A 13,116-nucleotide genomic window follows, 5' to 3' on the forward strand; every position below is an offset into this window, starting at 1 on the left:
GACCATCGGGCATGAGATCCCGCAACATCGTCCCCACCCTCCTCTCTTCGCTGCTGCTCATCGCCTGCGGAAGCAGTAACGGACAAGCACCGAAAGCACCTGCCATGAGCACCAACGACATGTCTCAGTACGACCACAGCTCGAATCCTTACTACTCGCACACCGACACCAACAAGCTGAACGTGGCGCTGAGCGAATGGAAGGAACTACTGCCCGCCGACCTCTACTACATCGCCTTCGAGAAGGGCACTGAGCGCGCCTTCACCGGCAAGTACTGGGACTTCGAGGGCATCGGCACCTACGCCTGCGCGGTATGCGGCAACGTGCTCTTCCAGGCCGACAGCAAATTCGCGAGCAGCTGCGGTTGGCCCAGCTTCTTCCAAGCCACGCGCAAGGATGCCATCCTCTACCACGAGGACCGCACCTTCGGCATGGTGCGCACGGAGACCACATGCGGGCGCTGCGGCGCTCACCTCGGCCACGTGTTCGATGATGGTCCGAAGCCTACGGGCCGACGGTATTGCATCAACAGCGTGAGCTTGGAGTTCATCGGGAAGAAGTAGCGAAACCAAGCTGGCGCGTGGAGTTGCTCCCACGCCTCGTGGTCTATGCCATGGTGCCGATCAATACCATAGGGATGGATCGCAAGCAACCTAGCTTCACACCCACCATGCGCAGCATAATCCTATCCACAGCCCTCCTCATCTGCGCGCAACTTCTTGCCCAGGAACCGCAACCCGCTGTTCCGCCCGCCAACGCGAAAACACATCTCGCGAAGACCTACCCCAAAGCCACCGTGAAGGAATGGAAACAAGGCACCAAGCTCTTCCGCGCGGAATTCACGCTGAAGGGCGAGAAGCACACGGCCGTGTACACCACCGAAGGCGCCTGGGTGCGCACCGAGCACGACATCAAGAAGGACGAATTGCCCGGCACCATCGCTCGTGCACTTAAGGCAAGCAAATTCGGGGCGTGGAAAATTGAAGACGTCGAAGAGCACGCTACACCAGAGCACGCAAGCCTCTTCAAACTGAAAGTGGAATCGGAGAAGGAGAAGGCCGAGCTCTCCTACTTGCCGGATGGGAAGTTGCTGAAGGAGGAGGTGAAGGCGAGGAAGGTGAAGGATCCGAAGGGCAGCTAGGCGCACTGCCACCCTGTCAGCCAACCCTTAGCCCCGCTACCTTTGGCGCCCTTTCCGGACGGCGTGAGCAAGCGGGTCTATATCGAGAGCTACGGCTGCCAGATGAACGTGAGCGACAGTGAGGTCGTGGCGAGCATCTTGGCCAAGGACGGCTACACCCCGGTGAAGAGCGCCGAAGATGCCGACCTGGTGCTGCTGAACACGTGCAGCATCCGCGAGAAGGCCGAGTACACCGTTCTGCAGCGCATCAACGAGATGAATAACCTGAAGGCCCGCAACAAGGGCCTGAAGGTAGGCGTGCTGGGCTGCATGGCCGAGCGCATGCGCGAGGACCTGCTGGAGAAGAAGAAAGTGGTGGACCTGGTAGTAGGCCCCGATGCTTATCGCACTCTGCCCGAGCTTCTGGAGAAGGTGGGCACGGGCCAGAAAGCCGTGAACGTGCTGCTGAGCCGCGAGGAGACCTACGCGGAGATTGAGCCGGTGCGGCTGGATACCAACGGCGTAACGGCCTTCGTGACCATCATGCGGGGCTGCGATAACATGTGCGCCTTCTGCGTGGTGCCTTTCACACGGGGCCGGGAGCGGAGCCGCGACCCGCAGACCATCGTGCGCGAATGCGAGCAACTGGTTCGCGATGGATACAAGGAGGTGACGCTGCTGGGGCAAAATGTGGATTCGTACAAGTGGACCCCGCGCGAGGCGAACGCACAGGAGGCAGGCGCAGCAGGCATGATGCAGAAGCCGTCTACTGATTTCGCCGACCTGCTGGAAATGGTGGCCCTCGCCTGCCCCGACTTGCGTATCCGGTATAGCACCAGCCACCCGAAGGATATGACCGACAAGGTGCTCTTGGTGATGGCGCGCTATCCGAACATCTGCAAGTACATCCACTTGCCCGTGCAGAGCGGCAGCGGCGATGTGCTGAAGCGCATGAACCGCGGGTACGACCGCGCCTGGTACCTGGAACGCATCGCGAGTATCCGCAAGCACATGCCCGATTGCGCGCTGAGCACCGACATCATCGCCGGCTATTGCGGCGAGACCGATGAGGACCATCAGCAAACCCTATCGCTGATCAACGAGGTGGGCTTCGATATGGCCTTCATGTTCAAGTACAGCGAGCGGCCCAAGACGTTGGCTGCGCGCAAGTACCCCGATGATGTGCCCGATGACGAGAAAGGACGAAGGCTCCAGGAGATCATCGACCTGCAGAAGGAGAAGAGTGCAGAACGCCTGCGCGGCTACGTTGGCGAAACGCATGAGGTGCTCCTTGAAGGCGTGAGCAAGCGGAGCGCTGAGCACCTATTCGGTCGCAATACGCAGAACAGCATCGTCATCGTCCAACGGCTCTTCAATGAATATGAATTGAAGCCGGGCGACCTCGTGAAAACCCGCATCACCAGTTCCACAGCAGGCAGCTTGCAAGGCGAGGTGCTTGAAGTGTTGAATCAACAACCCGCACTGGCATGAACGTGCAACCGATCAAACAGCGGTTCGAGATCATCGGGGCATCACCGTTGCTGGACCGCGCCATCGAGATAGCCGTGCAGGTGGCGCCCACCGACCTCACCGTGCTGGTGCAGGGTGAGAGCGGCAGCGGTAAGGAAGTGATGAGCAAGATCATACACGCCAACAGCGCACGGAAGCACGGCCCCTACCACGCGGTGAACTGCGGGGCCATCCCCGAGGGCACCATCGACAGCGAGCTCTTCGGCCACGAGAAAGGCAGCTTCACCGGAGCGCACGAAGCGCGCAAGGGCTACTTCGAGACTGCCAATGGCGGCACGCTCTTCCTGGATGAAGTCGGCGAGTTGCCGTTGAACACCCAGGTGCGCTTGCTGCGCGTGCTGGAGACCGGTGAGTTCATCCGCGTGGGCAGCAGCAAGTGCCAGAAGACCAACGTGCGCGTGGTGGCCGCCACCAACGTGAACATGCTGCAGGCGGTGGCGCGCGGCACCTTCCGCGAGGACCTGTACTACCGCCTCAACACGGTGCCCATCCACCTGCCCGCGCTGCGCGAGCGCAAGGAGGACATCCACCTGCTGTTCCGCTGGTTCGCGCAGCAGGCCGCCACTCGTTACAAGGCGCCCACCATCACCCTGAAGGACGATGCAGTGCAGCTGCTCACGGGCTATCGTTGGCCTGGCAACGTTCGCCAATTGCGCAATATCGTGGATCAGCTGAGCGTGATCGAGCGCGACCGCGAGATCAGCGCAGCCACCCTGCGCAACTACCTCCCTGCCGAGAGCACGGCGCTGGTGCCCGCTGGAGCCGCAGCCAATGGCGGCAGCATGGACAGCGTGAGCGAGCGCGAGCTCATCTTCAAGTTCCTCTTCGACATGAAGAGCGACCTGAACGCGCTGAAGGAGCAGGTGAAGGCCATCACCGGCGGGCAGCACTTGCCGACAATGGTGCACGGGATGCCGCAGGACGAGATCCTGCTGCCCCATGCCCCGCCAGCCTACGGAACGGTTAGCATCGTCCCGAAAGGGCAAGCGGTGAACGAGGACATCGCCCACACCGAAGTGGAAGAGACGCTCAGCCTCACGGAGAAAGAGAAGGAGCTCATCGTGAAGGCGCTGGCCAAGCACCGGGACCGGCGCAAAGCCGCAGCGAATGAGCTCGGCATCAGTGAACGCACCTTGTACCGGAAGATCAAGGAGTACGGGCTATGAAGGGCGAATCAGGCACTAGGCAGTTCGCGGTTGGCAACCGGCGGTTGGCTGGCATGGTCGTGCGCCGATTGTCTGCTGCCTGCGGCCTACTGGCCCTCTTGCACCTGCCCGCATGCAGCGTGAACTACTCCTTTTCCGGCGGGGACACTGGCGATGCACGCACCGTGAGCGTGGAACTTTTCGAGACCCGGGCACCGCTGGCCACGCCTTCTGCGGCGCAGGGCCTCACAGAGACGGTCCGTGACCTGATGCTCGCCCAGACGCGCTTGCGGCTCGCGCAGCGCGAGGGCGATGTGCAGTACAGCGGCACCATCACGGGCTACGATGTGCAGCCGGTGAACATCCAGGCCAGCGAGACCGCGGCGCTCAACCGGCTCACGATCGCCGCGAGCATCACCTTTGTGAACACCCTGGACCCGAAGAAGAACTCCGAATTCACCGTGAGCCGCTTCGCCGATTACAACAGCAGCCAGGACCTCACCGCAGTGGAAACGCAACTCGTGGATGAGATCGGCAAGCAGCTGGCGCAGGATATCTTCGATCGCACCTTGGGCAACTGGTAATGGAACGAGAGCGCCTCACCCGACTGCTGAACGAGCCCGGCCGCACCACGGCTGAAGATGCGGCTGAGCTCGCCGCCATGGTCGAGCGCTACCCGTGGTTCAGCGGCGCGCAGCTCCTGCGCGCTGCCAGCGAGCGCAATCAAGGCCAGGTGCTCGCGGACGATAACCTGCGCACCGCAGCGGCGCACTTGCCTTCCCGCGCGGCGCTATTCGACCTGGTGCATCCTTCAGCCCCGGCGCCCATGCGCGTGGTGCGGAACGAGCCAGAGACCAGCTTGTACCACCCACAGCCCGAACCTTTGGCAGAGCCTGCTCAGCCATTGCTGCCGGAAGCAATCTCGCCTGTGGAGCCGGAATCGGCAGTGCATCCGGAAACCGCAGACCTGAAGGAGGCCCCAGTCAGCTCGACTGAATTGGCGGACGATCCGGGATCCGGCCAAGAGCTGGTGATCGCAATCGCATTGCCAGTTCACCCGGAACCCGTTGCGCCTGTGACTGTTTTGCCTTCGGCCGCATCACCCGAGCTCGAAGCAGAATATGTTCAGGTCGCGCTCGCCAGGGCCTACGACCTGACTTGGCAGGAACAAGTGCCGGAGACCCAAGATGCCGCCACGAAGCCTGTGAACGGGCCCGCGCCTGAGACGGTGAGCTTAACGACCGATTCTCGCCTCCGCTTCTCCGATTGGCTCGAAGCCTCCGACGCGACAGCTGCTCGAACTGACGCTGGCCCCTCGGCGGCGGTTCCCCTATCCGTGCCCCCTACTTCAACGCCAACCGCAGATGGAGCGGCCCAGGCCTCACACACCGGCGAATCGCTCGATCCCAAGGCCCTGATCGACCGCTTCATCCGCCAGCAACCGCCAGAGATTCCTGCAAAACCTGCGTTCTTCACCCCGCAACAAGCGGGAAAGAAGAGTCTTGAGGACAGTGCAGGGCTGGTTACCGAGACCTTGGCCCGCATCTACGAGCAGCAGGGCAATATCAGCAAGGCCATGGAGGCGTACCGCAGGCTCGCGTTGAAGTACCCTGAGAAAAGCGCTTACTTCGCGGCCCTTTCAAAAGCCGCAGAGGCCAAACAGACCCCCTGAGCCATGTACACCCTCGTTACCGTCCTCATCCTCATCATCTGCGGGCTACTAGCATTGGTGGTCCTGGCCCAGAATCCCAAAGGTGGCGGTTTGGCAGCCGGCTTCACCGGGGCCCAGCAGATCGGCGGCGTGCAGCGCACCGCGGATTTCCTGGAGAAATCGACTTGGACCTTGAGCGGGGCCCTCATGGTGCTCTGCCTCATCTCGGCGGGCATCCAAACCAGCGGCAAGGGCAGCAATATGCTGAACGACACCATTGAGCAGACCGACGGCGATTCAGTCGATCCTGGAGCGGATGCCGCTGATCCAGGTACAGAGGCAGGTGATCCTGACGCGGAGGCCGACCCTAACCCGTAGCTTGCTTGACAGGCTGGCAGCAAGCCCGAAGGCCTGTCACCTGCTTTCCGAAATCTTGGCAGAAGCACCACCCGACGCCCCGCCCGGCACACCTGTTGTCCGGCGGGGCGCGGTCTTGAAAAGACCCCCTAAACCCAATCAACCCAACACACATGTCGAAAGTGAAACCGTTGGCGGACCGCGTGCTCGTCGAAGCCGCTCCCGCTGAAGAGACCACCAAGGGTGGCATCATCATCCCCGACACGGCCAAGGAAAAGCCACAGCGCGGCAAGATCATCGCCGTTGGTGCTGGCCGCATCGCCGACGACGGCAAGGTGACTCCCCTGAGCGTGAAGGCCGGCGACGAGATCCTGTACGGCAAATACAGCGGCACCGAGCTCAGTCTCGAAGGCAAGGACTACCTGATCATGCGCGAAAGCGACATCTACGCCATCCTCAACTAAGAAAATCCGTGTACGGGCCGGGAATTCCCGGCCCCAACGAAATCCCCCACAGAAAATGGCAGCCAAGAACATCCAATTCGAAATCGACGCCCGCGACCGCTTGAAGCGGGGCGTTGACCACCTCGCGAATGCCGTGAAGGTGACCCTCGGCCCCAAAGGCCGCAACGTGATCATCGACAAGAAATTCGGTGCGCCCCAAGTGACCAAGGACGGCGTTACCGTGGCCAAGGAGATCGAGCTGAAGGACGCCGTGGAGAATATGGGCGCCCAGATGCTGAAGGAAGTGGCCAGCAAGACAGCCGATCAAGCTGGCGATGGCACCACCACTGCCACCGTGCTAGCCCAGGCCATCGTTACCGCAGGCCTGAAGAACGTGGCCGCCGGTGCCAACCCGATGGACCTTAAGCGCGGCATCGACAAGGCCGTGATCGCCGTGGTCAGCGAGCTCAAGAAGATGAGCAAGACCGTGGGCGACGACAACGACAAGATCAAGCAGGTGGCCACCATCAGCGCCAATAGTGATGAGACCATCGGCAGCCTGATTGCCGAGGCCATGGCCAAGGTGAAGAAGGAGGGCGTGATCACCGTGGAAGAAGCCAAAGGCACCGACACCACCGTGGAGGTGGTGGAAGGCATGCAGTTCGATCGCGGCTACCTCAGCCCCTACTTCGTGACCAACGCGGAGAAGATGGAGGTGGACCTGGAGAACGCCTACATCCTGATCTACGATAAGAAGATCAGCAGCATGAAAGAGCTGCTGCCCATCCTGGAGAAGAGCGCGCAGACCGGCAAACCCCTGCTGATCATCAGCGAGGACGTGGACGGCGAGGCACTCGCCACCTTGGTGGTGAACAAGATCCGCGGCGCACTGAAAGTGGCCGCTGTGAAAGCCCCGGGCTTCGGCGATCGCCGCAAGGCCATGCTCGAGGACATCGCCATCCTCACCGGTGGCACCGTGATCAGCGAGGAGCGCGGCTTCAAGCTGGAGAACGCCGACCTCAGCATGCTTGGCAAGGCCGAGAAGATCAGCATCGACAAGGACAACACGACCATCGTGAACGGTGCCGGCAAGAAGGCCGACATCACCGGCCGTGTGAACCAGATCAAGGCGCAGATCGAGACCACCACGAGCGACTACGACAAGGAGAAGCTGCAGGAGCGCTTGGCGAAACTCGCCGGCGGTGTTGCCGTGCTCTACATCGGTGCCGCCACCGAGGTGGAGATGAAAGAGAAGAAGGACCGCGTGGACGACGCTCTGCACGCCACCCGCGCTGCGGTGGAGGAAGGCATCGTGCCCGGCGGTGGCGTAGCCTACATCCGCGCGCAGAAGGCGCTGGAGAAGCTCGAGGGCAGCAATGCCGATGAGACCACGGGCGTGGCCATCGTGCGCCGTGCGATCGAAGAGCCGCTGCGCCAGATCGTGGCGAATGCAGGCTTGGAAGGCAGCATCATCGTTCAGAAAGTGCGCGACGGAAAGGCCGACTACGGCTTCAACGCCCGCACCGAGGAGTACGAGAACCTCTTCGCCACTGGCGTGATCGACCCCACCAAGGTGACCCGCGTGGCCCTGGAGAACGCAGCCAGCATCGCGGCGATGCTGCTCACCACCGAGTGCGTGATCAGCGAGGAGAAGGAAGAGAAGGCACCGGCACACAGTCATGGTGGAATGGGTGGCGGCATGGACATGATGTAAGTCCTGTCCAGCGCATCTCTTCAATGCACGGGCCCCGGCTTTCGCCGGGGCCCGTTGCGTCATAGGAAGGCCCGCCGTTACCAACACCTGTCGAAAACTCGAGGACTCCCGCACGGAAGGCCCGGCTACTTTCACGCGCTAGAAAGAGGTCCGTTCCAATTCAGGACGGACCTTTTCGCAAGCATCGATGCCGATACAGCCGAAACGCTTCTTCGACTTCTGCGCCAACCATGTGCCATTGCTCAGCGCGATCGCCACGCGGCCCGGCGATGTGAGTGAAGCGCAGGTCAGGCAGCTCATCCGCACCCACAGCGACACCGCCACCGAGCAGCCCGAGACCACTTGGGAGCGCCTGCTGGAACTGCAGATCCTGGTGCCGCTGGAAGAGGGCAGCAGCCACTACGTGCTGGCGCAGCCCCTGCTGCAGCTGATGAATTACCTGCACGACGACGCGCTGCCCACCAGCCCGGAGATCATCCAAGGCTATACCGCGGCCCTTGAGAGCGCGCGGAAGCGGATCGCCAGCGGCACACAGGCCTTCGATGGGCTCAGTGTGGGCCTTGCCGCAACGGAGGTGGACCACACGCTGCGCCGGATGCAGGAGGACCTCGACGCCACGCACCGCGCCGTGATGGCCGAAGTGGCGCGGCACAAGGCCGACCGCAGCAGCGTGAGCGTACGCGAGCGCTACCTGCGCATCGTGCGCCTCATGGATCAGTATGTGCAGCCGCTGGTGGAGATCGTCCGCGTGGATGGCCAATTGGTGGAAACGCTCAATGAGCTCGACAACGCGCTCAGCGCCGCGCGCGAAGCCGGCGTCTTCGCAGAGCTCTCGCCGCTGCTGCGCAACGAACGGCAGATCCGCGCGCTGCGCCGCCGCGCCATCCACACGCTGAATGAGAGCCGCAAGGAATTGCAACCGCTCTACGAAGTGCTGCGCCGGAGCAGCGCCATCGCGCACGGCGCCACCCTGGCCCTGGGCCGCTTGCGCCACATGAAGCTCGATGACTGGGTAGCCCACTACGTGCCGCAATCCGGCCGCGCGCCGGTGGAATGCCCGCCCACCGACACCGTGCTCAAGCGCACCATCCACCACGTGGCCGCTCACCCGCCGCAGCCGCCGCCCAGTTTGCGCATGAACGAGAGCAGCGAGACGCCGCCTGATTATATCCGCCTGCTCTGGCTCAGGGCCCTGCCCGATGCCCTTGCCGCCGAATTGCCCGTCAAGGACCTGACCGATTGGATTGTGAAGACCTATCCAGAGAAAGGAACGGGCGACGCGCTGCTCGGACTCAGCAGGATCCTGTTCGATCCCGAGCTCACCGTGAGCTACAAGCACGGAAAGACCAAGGCCTACCGGACGCGCGATGGCGTGATCGAGGCCACCACCTTCAGCATCAGCAAGCCATGAACGAGCTTCCCTTCGTCAAGGACATCTTCGACAAGCTGCGCCAGGGCGCGTACATCACCCACGAACAGGGCAACCTGCACGCTCCCCTCACCGAGCGCTACGAGGCCTACGCCGAGTACTTCAGGCCGCTGGGGCTCGATCTGGTCCGCCATGCGCGCGACTTCTTCTACTTCCGCACCGAGACCGCCGAAGCCACGCCTCCGCCGCAAAGCCTCCCGCCCATCGCCGTGTTCTGCTTCATCCTGATCGAGGCCACTGCGAACGAAGGCAGGCCCGTGGAAGAATACCTGCTCTCCGAGCGCTTCAGCGTGGCTGGCCTGCCGCACCTCACCAGCGACCGCTTCAAGTCGCACATGAAAGCCGTGGGAATCGATGACGAGGCCAGCATGCGCAAGCTGATCAAGAGCATGGTGCGAATGGGCTGGGCCGAATACTACCCTGACGACACCTTCCGCTTCCTCCGCCCCTTCCACCGCGTGTTCGACAAATGCCAGGAGATCAGCCAGGTGGCCGAACAGGAGCATCGCAGCGCGCTGAAGGACAATGAGGACATCAACCCCGAGATGAATTAGTGCCGGCCGCTTTGATACGGTGACGCAGAGAAGTCCGCGAAACCAGGCCGTCCGGAACCACATCGACCAGCCAAACCGAATTGAACCCAAGCCGCATCCGATCGCTCGGCGCCTGCGCGCCCCTTCGGCCAACCCAGAGACCATGCAACTAGGACCCTCGAAACTCATCGCCATCCGCTCGGGCAGCTACGATTATGCTGAGATCGAGTTGGGCACCTCGCTCCAATTGGTCGGCCCCAACAACGCGGGCAAGACCACGTTGATCAACACCCTGCAATTCCTCTATCTCGACAACCGGAACCAGATGGTCTTCGGAGATCACGACGTGGAGGCCACGCGCGAGTACTATTTCCCTGACCACTACAGCTACCTGCTGTTCGAGTGCAACGGTCCGCGTGGCACCTACATGCTGGGATGGCGCGGTGCAAGCAAGGCCAGCAGCGGCGACCCCGTTCGCTTCACATACGACGGCGGCTACGACGTCGCTGACTACCTCACCGAGGATGGCCGCGTGGCCGAGCCGAAGCATGTGCTCAGCCGCCTTGCCGGCAAGCAGTACCGCGAACTCAAAGAGCCGCAGCTTCACCGTGAAGCCCTCCTCGTGGCCACCAAGGGCGAGAGCAATGGCCTGGGCATCGTGCAGCTCACCGAGGTGGAGCGCTACGCCCACTTCAAGGAAGTGCTCAAGAACCTGCTCAGCCTGCGCAGCATCGACCAGCACGAGATGAAGCGCAGCCTGTTGATGCTCGCCAGCCTGCCGCCCAGCAAGCCCGCGCTGGAAGCCAACAAGCTGATGACCGAGGAATTCGAGCGCATCCGCGACCGCCGCTTGAAGCTGAACACGCTGAAAGCCGAGCAGGAGAAGCTGCGCACCTACATCCAGCGCAGCGAGGTGCGTGCCGACCTCGAAGGCCGCCTGGCCGTGGTGCACGCCGACCTGATGGAGAAGCGTCGCAAGGCGCACGACCACAACAAGCACGTGAAGGAGGCCATCGTGGCCAAGACCGAATTGCTCGAGCGCGAGAAGGAAGGCATGGCTGCCGGCCTGCAGAACCTCGACGACCGGATCGCGGAGCTCGCCGGCATGAAGGGCCGTGTGGATGGCGATCTCGCGCGGTTGACGCATTTGGGCAAAGGGCTCGATGATTTCAGCGAACCGCTCGAGCGCGAGGCCCTCGCCAACGCGAAAGAGCGGCTCGCCTCACTGGACCGCAGCTTGGGCAATGCCCAGAGCGCCGACCGTGCCCGCACCGAGCGCGCGCTCCACGAAGCGAAATCGCGCGTGGCCAGCACCGAGAAGGCCATCGCCGGATTCGATCGCGCGCTGATCACCACCCTGCGGGCGAGCATCGATGAGCAGAGCCTGCACGATGCCTCGCGCCTCTTCAACATCGAACTGCTAAGGCTCCCGGTGGAAAAGGGCGGCGTGGAGGTGAAGAAGAAGAAGCAACTGGAGGCGATGCTGAAAGCGCTCGCTGCCAACATCACCGATGGGAAGTACAGCGACGAGGTGATGAGCCTGCCGCTGCCCGACAACAGCCACGCATGGAAGGACCTCGTGGATGTGAAGGCGCTTAAGAAATCGCTCACAGACCAGAAGCACGAGCTCGAGCGCTTATCGCAATTGATGGCCGCCATCGAGAACCGCGACAAGCTGGTGGCTGAACGCGATGCTGCGCAGAAGGACGTTGACCGGATCGCCGATGGCCTGGGCCGCTGGGAGCGCTTGCTGGAAGAACGGAAGGACGAACCGAAGCTGAAGAAGCGCCTGTCCGAGCTCAACAAGGAGAAGGTCGCGCAGGAATCGCAGCGCGTGGAAGCCCGCCAAAAGCTCGATGAGCTGAGCGTGAAGCTCTATGAGCAACGCAACGCCCTGAACAAAGAGGACGAGCGCTTCAATCGCCTGCTCCGCCTGCTGGAGCAATGCGCGCCGCCACCAGATGCTGAGGCCAAACCCACCGCGCCTATCAGCGTGCCCAACGATGCCGAGGACGCCATCGCGCTCTACATAAAGCTCACCGGCGAGCACAAGGACCTGAGCCGTGAGATGGATGGCCTTCGCGCCAAGATCGAGAACGTTTTCCGCGGCGACATCATCGGCGCCACCGAGTCCGACACCGTGCGCCTGATGCGCGAGCAGCTCGATGGTCTTCCCGCTTTCGAGGAAGCGCTGCGCAAGGATTGGGACAACTACCTGCATTTGCTGCGCGCCAGCTTCGCCAATGTGCTCAATGGGCTGCACGACATCAAGCAGGCTGCCGAGCAGCTCAACCGCCGCTTCAGCACCGTGAGCGTATCGAACCTCGAGAGCCTGCGCATGGAGGTGATCGAGCAGAGCGACCTGGTGAACCCGCTGCGCGAACTGGCCGAGACCGACCATACCGGCCTCTTCGATGACAGCAAGAAGCTCGATGCCGCCTACGCCAGCTTCCGCAACCGCCTCAGCGAGCGCATCACCCTGCATTACGGCGACCTCTTCACCCTGCGCTTCGGCGTGGCCATCAAGGGCGGCCGTGTGCACCACTACGACAACCTGCAGGTGGAATCGCACGGCACCGCGATCACCATCAAGGTCCTTTTCAACCTGCTCGTGCTGCGCAGCATGCTGAAGGAGGATGCCATCACCCTCCAGCCCCTGAGCCGCGTGCCCTTCTTCCTCGATGAGGTGCACTCACTCGATGCCGTGAACCGCAAGGCCGTGCTCACCATGGCGCGCGACCTCGGCTTCATGGCCATTACCGCCGCACCCGAGCCCGTGAGCGAGGTGGATGCCCTCTACTTCCTGCGCCCGCAGAACGGCCGCTTGGTGGTGCGCAACGAGCTGCGCGTGGGCGTGAAGTTCGATGAGGTGGAGGCCTAGTACTACGTGTTCATTCGTTCCCCAAAGGACCCGCTCATCGCAGCGGGTCCTTGCATTAAGCACCAATCACACATATCAGGCAGCGGGGCCAGGCGTACGTGATTCGACGCTCTGTTCGCTAATAGCGGGTTCATGAACAGTAGAGTGCTCGCTGCCCACAAGAACAGCTCTCAACACTTCCTTCATTGGAACTATTCGGGGGTTCGGAGTTGGTTATTGATAATTCATCGATGAAAACGCTTGACACGGCTATTCGACCTCACCTAGTTTCGCTTCGCTCTGAACCAATCCGCGCCCGTTGAACGGGCGTGAA

12 protein-coding genes are annotated in these 13,116 nt (G+C 62.3%); all 12 read left to right on the forward strand.

The window, feature by feature from the left end:
* Positions 1 to 11: 11 nt before the first annotated feature.
* The 12 genes from msrB (at position 12) to IPM12_00630 (ending at position 12,803) form a co-directional block, all read left to right on the forward strand.
* Entirely contained in the window at positions 12 to 563 is a 552-nt protein-coding gene (msrB, locus tag IPM12_00575; protein ID MBK9146291.1) for a peptide-methionine (R)-S-oxide reductase MsrB, read from the forward strand.
* Between the two features lie 107 nt (positions 564 to 670).
* Positions 671 to 1,141, forward strand: coding sequence for a PepSY-like domain-containing protein (locus tag IPM12_00580; GenBank protein ID MBK9146292.1), 471 nt, complete (start codon positions 671 to 673; stop codon positions 1,139 to 1,141).
* 102 nt (positions 1,142 to 1,243) lie between these two features.
* On the forward strand, positions 1,244 to 2,611 hold the full coding sequence (gene miaB / locus IPM12_00585) for a tRNA (N6-isopentenyl adenosine(37)-C2)-methylthiotransferase MiaB (GenBank protein MBK9146293.1): 1,368 nt from the start codon (positions 1,244 to 1,246) through the stop codon (positions 2,609 to 2,611).
* The gene (locus IPM12_00590) at positions 2,608 to 3,816 is read left to right on the forward strand and encodes a sigma-54-dependent Fis family transcriptional regulator (GenBank protein ID MBK9146294.1); all 1,209 of its coding nucleotides are present in this window, start codon (positions 2,608 to 2,610) and stop codon (positions 3,814 to 3,816) included. Before miaB ends, IPM12_00590 begins: the two co-directional genes overlap by 4 nt.
* 53 nt (positions 3,817 to 3,869) lie before the next feature.
* Positions 3,870 to 4,379 carry an LptE family protein gene (locus IPM12_00595; GenBank protein ID MBK9146295.1) on the forward strand — a complete coding sequence of 170 codons (510 nt, stop codon included), beginning with the start codon at positions 3,870 to 3,872 and terminating at the stop codon, positions 4,377 to 4,379.
* The gene (locus IPM12_00600) at positions 4,379 to 5,467 is read left to right on the forward strand and encodes a hypothetical protein (GenBank protein ID MBK9146296.1); all 1,089 of its coding nucleotides are present in this window, start codon (positions 4,379 to 4,381) and stop codon (positions 5,465 to 5,467) included. Before IPM12_00595 ends, IPM12_00600 begins: the two co-directional genes overlap by 1 nt.
* A 3-nt stretch (positions 5,468 to 5,470) precedes the next feature.
* Positions 5,471 to 5,824 carry a preprotein translocase subunit SecG gene (secG, locus tag IPM12_00605; GenBank protein MBK9146297.1) on the forward strand — a complete coding sequence of 118 codons (354 nt, stop codon included), beginning with the start codon at positions 5,471 to 5,473 and terminating at the stop codon, positions 5,822 to 5,824.
* A gap of 152 nt (positions 5,825 to 5,976) precedes the next feature.
* Positions 5,977 to 6,267 carry a co-chaperone GroES gene (gene groES / locus IPM12_00610; protein MBK9146298.1) on the forward strand — a complete coding sequence of 97 codons (291 nt, stop codon included), beginning with the start codon at positions 5,977 to 5,979 and terminating at the stop codon, positions 6,265 to 6,267.
* A gap of 55 nt (positions 6,268 to 6,322) precedes the next feature.
* Entirely contained in the window at positions 6,323 to 7,960 is a 1,638-nt protein-coding gene (gene groL, locus IPM12_00615) for a chaperonin GroEL (protein ID MBK9146299.1), read from the forward strand.
* A 187-nt stretch (positions 7,961 to 8,147) separates the two neighbouring features.
* The gene (locus tag IPM12_00620; GenBank protein MBK9146300.1) at positions 8,148 to 9,371 is read left to right on the forward strand and encodes a hypothetical protein; all 1,224 of its coding nucleotides are present in this window, start codon (positions 8,148 to 8,150) and stop codon (positions 9,369 to 9,371) included.
* Positions 9,368 to 9,943, forward strand: coding sequence for a hypothetical protein (locus tag IPM12_00625; GenBank protein ID MBK9146301.1), 576 nt, complete (start codon positions 9,368 to 9,370; stop codon positions 9,941 to 9,943). Before IPM12_00620 ends, IPM12_00625 begins: the two co-directional genes overlap by 4 nt.
* A 142-nt stretch (positions 9,944 to 10,085) precedes the next feature.
* Positions 10,086 to 12,803, forward strand: coding sequence for a hypothetical protein (locus IPM12_00630; protein ID MBK9146302.1), 2,718 nt, complete (start codon positions 10,086 to 10,088; stop codon positions 12,801 to 12,803).
* Positions 12,804 to 13,116: the final 313 nt, after the last annotated feature.

The sequence above is a fragment of the Flavobacteriales bacterium genome (assembly GCA_016716605.1).
Lineage (GTDB): Bacteria > Bacteroidota > Bacteroidia > Flavobacteriales_F > PHOS-HE28 > PHOS-HE28.

Bases quoted from the DNA above. Each gene is read 5' to 3' on its own strand.
- msrB (MBK9146291.1), top strand. From the start codon at position 12: ATGAGATCCCGCAACATCGTCCCCACCCTCCTCTCTTCGCTGCTGCTC.
- IPM12_00580 (MBK9146292.1), top strand. From the start codon at position 671: ATGCGCAGCATAATCCTATCCACAGCCCTCCTCATCTGCGCGCAACTT.
- miaB (MBK9146293.1), top strand. From the start codon at position 1,244: ATGAACGTGAGCGACAGTGAGGTCGTGGCGAGCATCTTGGCCAAGGAC.
- IPM12_00590 (MBK9146294.1), top strand. From the start codon at position 2,608: ATGAACGTGCAACCGATCAAACAGCGGTTCGAGATCATCGGGGCATCA.
- IPM12_00595 (MBK9146295.1), top strand. From the start codon at position 3,870: ATGGTCGTGCGCCGATTGTCTGCTGCCTGCGGCCTACTGGCCCTCTTG.
- IPM12_00600 (MBK9146296.1), top strand. From the start codon at position 4,379: ATGGAACGAGAGCGCCTCACCCGACTGCTGAACGAGCCCGGCCGCACC.
- secG (MBK9146297.1), top strand. From the start codon at position 5,471: ATGTACACCCTCGTTACCGTCCTCATCCTCATCATCTGCGGGCTACTA.
- groES (MBK9146298.1), top strand. From the start codon at position 5,977: ATGTCGAAAGTGAAACCGTTGGCGGACCGCGTGCTCGTCGAAGCCGCT.
- groL (MBK9146299.1), top strand. From the start codon at position 6,323: ATGGCAGCCAAGAACATCCAATTCGAAATCGACGCCCGCGACCGCTTG.
- IPM12_00620 (MBK9146300.1), top strand. From the start codon at position 8,148: ATGCCGATACAGCCGAAACGCTTCTTCGACTTCTGCGCCAACCATGTG.
- IPM12_00625 (MBK9146301.1), top strand. From the start codon at position 9,368: ATGAACGAGCTTCCCTTCGTCAAGGACATCTTCGACAAGCTGCGCCAG.
- IPM12_00630 (MBK9146302.1), top strand. From the start codon at position 10,086: ATGCAACTAGGACCCTCGAAACTCATCGCCATCCGCTCGGGCAGCTAC.